Below are 507 nucleotides of genomic sequence, written 5' to 3'. Positions count from 1 at the left end.
GTGAGACAGGTGCTGCATGGCTGTCGTCAGCTCGTGTTGTGAAATGTTGGGTTAAGTCCCGCAACGAGCGCAACCCTTATCCTTTGTTGCCAGCGGTCCGGCCGGGAACTCAAAGGAGACTGCCAGTGATAAACTGGAGGAAGGTGGGGATGACGTCAAGTCATCATGGCCCTTACGACCAGGGCTACACACGTGCTACAATGGCGCATACAAAGAGAAGCGACCTCGCGAGAGCAAGCGGACCTCATAAAGTGCGTCGTAGTCCGGATTGGAGTCTGCAACTCGACTCCATGAAGTCGGAATCGCTAGTAATCGTGGATCAGAATGCCACGGTGAATACGTTCCCGGGCCTTGTACACACCGCCCGTCACACCATGGGAGTGGGTTGCAAAAGAAGTAGGTAGCTTAACCTTCGGGAGGGCGCTTACCACTTTGTGATTCATGACTGGGGTGAAGTCGTAACAAGGTAACCGTAGGGGAACCTGCGGTTGGATCACCTCCTTACCT

At 54.2% G+C, this 507-nt stretch carries 1 rRNA gene; it reads left to right on the top strand.

The features are described 5' to 3' along the window. Positions 1 to 504: ribosomal RNA gene (locus ACLJR2_RS23735) — 16S ribosomal RNA — on the top strand; the annotation flags it as partial. Positions 505 to 507 lie beyond the last annotated feature (3 nt).

Source organism: Salmonella sp. SAL03688 (assembly GCF_046551895.1).
In the GTDB taxonomy this organism is placed as follows: Bacteria; Pseudomonadota; Gammaproteobacteria; order Enterobacterales; family Enterobacteriaceae; genus Salmonella; species Salmonella enterica.
Note: the sequence above shows the minus strand (reverse complement) of the source record. Positions and strands in the feature narration are given on the sequence as shown.